At 65.6% G+C, this 4,258-nt stretch carries 4 protein-coding genes; 2 read left to right on the top strand and 2 right to left on the bottom strand.

Going from position 1 to position 4,258, the window contains the following annotated elements:
- Positions 1-1,834, top strand: a 1,834-nt coding sequence (gene polA / locus JCM9942_RS11485) for a DNA polymerase I (protein ID WP_054659786.1), incomplete at its 5' end; no start/stop codon positions are given.
- Positions 1,835-2,211: 377 nt separating this feature from the next.
- Complete coding sequence (locus tag JCM9942_RS11490) at positions 2,212-2,694, top strand: DUF421 domain-containing protein (protein WP_054659788.1); 483 nt, start codon at positions 2,212-2,214, stop codon at positions 2,692-2,694.
- A gap of 3 nt (positions 2,695-2,697) precedes the next feature.
- Here JCM9942_RS11490 and hemF read toward each other — a convergent pair whose 3' ends face one another.
- Both hemF and JCM9942_RS11500 read right to left on the bottom strand, forming a co-directional pair.
- Positions 2,698-3,651, bottom strand: coding sequence for an oxygen-dependent coproporphyrinogen oxidase (gene hemF, locus JCM9942_RS11495; protein WP_054659790.1), 954 nt, complete (start codon positions 3,649-3,651; stop codon positions 2,698-2,700).
- 97 nt (positions 3,652-3,748) lie between these two features.
- A partial coding sequence (locus JCM9942_RS11500; protein ID WP_054659792.1) for a hypothetical protein occupies positions 3,749-4,258 on the bottom strand: 510 nt, incomplete at its 5' end.

Genomic DNA, 4,258 nt, shown 5'->3' on the forward strand with positions numbered 1-4,258 from the left:
GCGGCTGGATCCGGCCATGGCGGCCAAGGGCGAGTACGAGACGGTGTTCACCACGGAACAGCTGCAGGCCTGGGTCCAACGTCTGCAGGCCGCCGACGAATTCGCCTTCGATACCGAGACCGACGCGCTGGACGCGATGCGCGCCAACCTGGTCGGTATCAGCCTGGCGGTGGAGGTTGGCAAGGGCGCGTATATTCCGGTCGGCCACCTCTATCCGGGGGCGCCGGCGCAGCTGCCGATGCAGCAGGTGCTGGATGCGCTCAAGCCGCTGCTGGAAGACGCCAGCAAGAAGAAGCTCGGCCAGCACGGCAAGTACGACATTCACGTGCTGCGCCGTCACGGTGTCGATGTGCAGGGTTATGCCGACGACACGATGCTGGAAAGTTTCGTGCTCAACTCCACCGCCACCCGCCACGACATGGATTCGCTGGCGCAGCGCTACCTGGGTTACACCACCACCAAGTTCGAGGAGGTGGCTGGCAAGGGGGTCAAGCAGATCTCCTTCGCGCAGGTCGGTATCGACGAGGCCGGCAGCTATGCCGCCGAAGATGCCGATATCACCCTGCGCCTGCACCGGGTGCTGGCGCCACAGCTGGCGGCTGAACCGGCGCTGGAAAAGGTCTACCGCCAGATCGAGATGCCGCTGGTGCCGGTGCTGGCGCGGATCGAGGCCAATGGCGTGCGCATCGACGCGGTCGAACTGAAGCGGCAGAGCAGTGACCTGTCCGCCCGCATGCTGGCCGCGCAGCAGAAGGCCACCGAGCTGGCCGGCCATACTTTCAACCTGGATTCGCCCAAGCAGCTGCAGGCCGTGCTGTTCGACGAGTTGGGCCTGCCGGCGCTGGTGAAAACCCCCAAGGGCCAACCGTCCACCAACGAAGAAGCACTCGAAGCGATCGCCGAGCAGCACGAGCTGCCGCGGGTGATCCTGGAATACCGCGGGCTGGCCAAGCTGCGCAGCACCTACACCGACAAGCTGCCGGAAATGGTCAATCCGCAGACCGGCCGCGTCCACACCAGCTACCACCAGTCCGGTGCGGCGACCGGCCGCCTGTCCTCGTCCGATCCCAACCTGCAGAACATCCCGGTGCGCACCGATGACGGCCGTCGTATCCGCAAGGCCTTTGTCGCGCCGCCGGGACGCAAGCTGATGGCCTGCGACTACTCGCAGATCGAGCTGCGGATCATGGCCCACCTCTCCGAGGATCCGGGTCTGGTGCGTGCGTTCGAGCAGGGCGCCGACGTGCACCGCGCGACGGCGGCTGAAGTGTTCGGTCGCGCGCTGGACGAAGTGACCGCCAACGAGCGCCGCGCCGCCAAGGCGATCAACTTCGGTCTGATGTACGGCATGAGTGCGTTTGGGCTGGCCAAGAACCTGGGCATCGATCGCGGCCAGGCGCAGGATTATGTGTCGCTGTATTTCAGCCGGTATCCGGCGGTCCGCGACTTCATGGAGCGCATGCGCGTGCAGGCACGTGAACAGGGTTATGTGGAGACGCTGTTCGGTCGCCGGCTGTACCTGAACGATATCCACGCCCGCAACCAGGGCCTGCGTGCCGGCGCCGAGCGCGCCGCGATCAATGCACCGATGCAGGGCACCGCGGCGGACATCATCAAGCGGGCGATGGTCAGTGTGGATGCGTGGCTGGCCGATCATCGCGAGCGCGCGCTGATGATCCTGCAGGTCCACGATGAATTGGTATTCGAGGCCGATGCCGATTTCATCGACACGCTGCGCAGCGAAGTGGTGGCACGGATGTGTGCGGCGGCCAGTCTGCGCGTGCCGCTGGTGGTGGATTGCGGGATCGGCGACAACTGGGATGAGGCGCACTGACCTGCGGATTGGGCGCTGAGTGGGGTGATTTGGTGATGCGAATGGAACGTTGCATATCGTGCGACGCATTCACTTTTCGCCAAGGCGTTTTCGGATGAATAACCCCTTAATCACCACGGTTTTCAGCGCAATTCTTCACGAACCATCAATGTTGGGAATGCTCATATAGTCCCCGGCAGACGCAATGTCTGTCGCGGATCTCTCCCATCCCCTGGAGCAGATCTCGGAGCGGGGATTACTCCCCAAATGCCCGCTCCCCGGCCCCGTCGACCCCCCCCTGGTCGGCGGGGCTTTTTATTTGGGGCATCACGCCCTCGCATGCCGTTGATTGCCGCTACGCGAGCATCGACGGCCAACGTGTCGTGGGAGTCGGGGAGATGTCCGAGTTGTTCGCACTGGCGATGCCGTGGTGGGAATTCGTGCTGCGCGCGGTGATCGTCTATGCCGTGGTGCTGGTGATGGTGCGTCTGGCCGGAAAACGCGCGCTGGGCCAGTTCACACCGTTCGACATGCTGCTGATCGTGCTGCTGGGCAATGCGGTGCAGAACGCGTTGCTGGGCCAGGACACCTCGCTCGGTGGCGGGCTGCTGCTGGCGGCCACGCTGATCGCATTGAATTATGTGGTGGGCTGGATCAGCGCGCGCAGTCCATGGGCGGAAAAGGTGATCGAAGGCGAGCCGGTGGTGCTGGCCCGCCATGGCCGGGTACTGCGGGGCGTGCTCAGGCGCGAGCTGGTCAGCAAGGCCGATTTCGAGCATGCCATGCGTGAGGCCGGTTGCGCGGCGCTGGAGGATGTCGAAGTGGCGCTGCTGGAAACCAACGGCCGTATCGCCATCATCCAGCGCCCGGAGTCGCGTTGACGGTCAGGCGCCCAGCCAGTCGCGTGGCACCAGATAGTCTGCCAGGCGCGCTTCATCGCTGCCGGGCTCCGGCTGGAAGCCGTACTCCCAGCGTACCCGTGGCGGCAGGCTCATCAGGATGCTTTCACTGCGGCCGCCGCTCTGCAGGCCGAACAGCGTGCCGCGGTCGTAGACCAGGTTGAACTCGACATAGCGGCCGCGCCGGTACAGCTGGAACTCGCGTTCGCGCTCGCCATAAGGCGTGTGCTTGCGCCGCTCCACGATCGGCAGATAGGCATCGAGGAAACCGTCGCCGACCGCGCGCAGATAGGCGAAGTCGGTGTCGAAATCGTCATGCAGGTCGTCGAAGAACAGGCCGCCGATGCCGCGTGTCTCATTGCGGTGCTTGAGGAAGAAGTAGTCGTCGCACCAGCGCTTGTGCTGCTCGTAGCGCTCCGCGCCGTAGGGTTTGCACAGGTCGCGCGCGACCGTGTGCCAGTGGTGCACGTCTTCGTCGAACGGGTAGAACGGGGTCAGGTCGAAGCCGCCGCCGAACCATGCGGCGACCTTCTGCCCATCACGCTCGGCGTGGAAATAGCGCACATTGGCGTGGGTGGTGGGCAGGTACGGGTTGCGCGGATGGAACACCAGCGACACGCCGCACGCGCGCCAGGAGGCGCCGGCCAGTTCCGGGCGGTTGGCCGAGGCCGACGGCGGCAGGCGGGTGCCGGCGACATCGGAAAAACCGATACCGGCCTGCTCGAACACCGCACCTTCGCGCAGGATGCGGGTGCGGCCACCGCCGCCCAGGGATGGGCCAGTGTCGCTGGAGGCAGGAAGCTGGGGGCGACCGCCGCCTTCGGCGCGCTGCCAGCGGTCTTCAATGAAGCGCGCCTGGCCATCGGCCTGTTCAATGGTGCTGCAGATGCGGTCCTGCAGGCCGGTCAGGTAGTCGCGTACGCGGTCGAATTCATTCATGTGCGTACTTTAGCGCAGGCCTGCGCTGCCGCCGTGCCGGGCGGGTACGGAGCGGCGGCGTGCTGCGGGGGTTGCCGGTATCGTGCCGCTGCCGCGCTCAGTGGAACTGCCTGCGGACGTCCCCACGCTGCAGCTTGATCACCAGCCAGCCATGCAGCACGGCGATGGCCACGGCGGTGACGGCAGCGGTCAGCAGGGTGGTCCACTGGCTCAGGCGCAGTTGTGCACGCAGCTCCTGGCCTTGCGGTGAATCGAGCAGCTCGGCCGGCATGATCAGGTACATGCTGTTGAACATGTCCTGGACCAGCGGCAGGAAGGCGAAATTGGCCACTGCCACCAGCAGCGCAAACACGATGAACCCGATGCGGCCCCACTCGCGGCGTTTGAGCAGACCCCAGGACACCCCCAGAAACGCCAGCGATGCCAGCAGCAGCAACAGTGACAGGCCCAGCAGGTGCTGCGCGGCCCACTGCACCGCTGCCGGAATCGGGAGGGCCTGCTGCTGCAGCCAGCCGGCCACGTCCAGGTGTTGCAGCAGGCCGACGGCCAGCAGCTGCAGCAGGCTCCAGACAATGGACAGCGCCGCCATCAGCAGCGACAGCTTGGC

The sequence above is a fragment of the Stenotrophomonas pictorum JCM 9942 genome (assembly GCF_001310775.1).
In the GTDB taxonomy this organism is placed as follows: Bacteria; Pseudomonadota; Gammaproteobacteria; order Xanthomonadales; family Xanthomonadaceae; genus Stenotrophomonas; species Stenotrophomonas pictorum.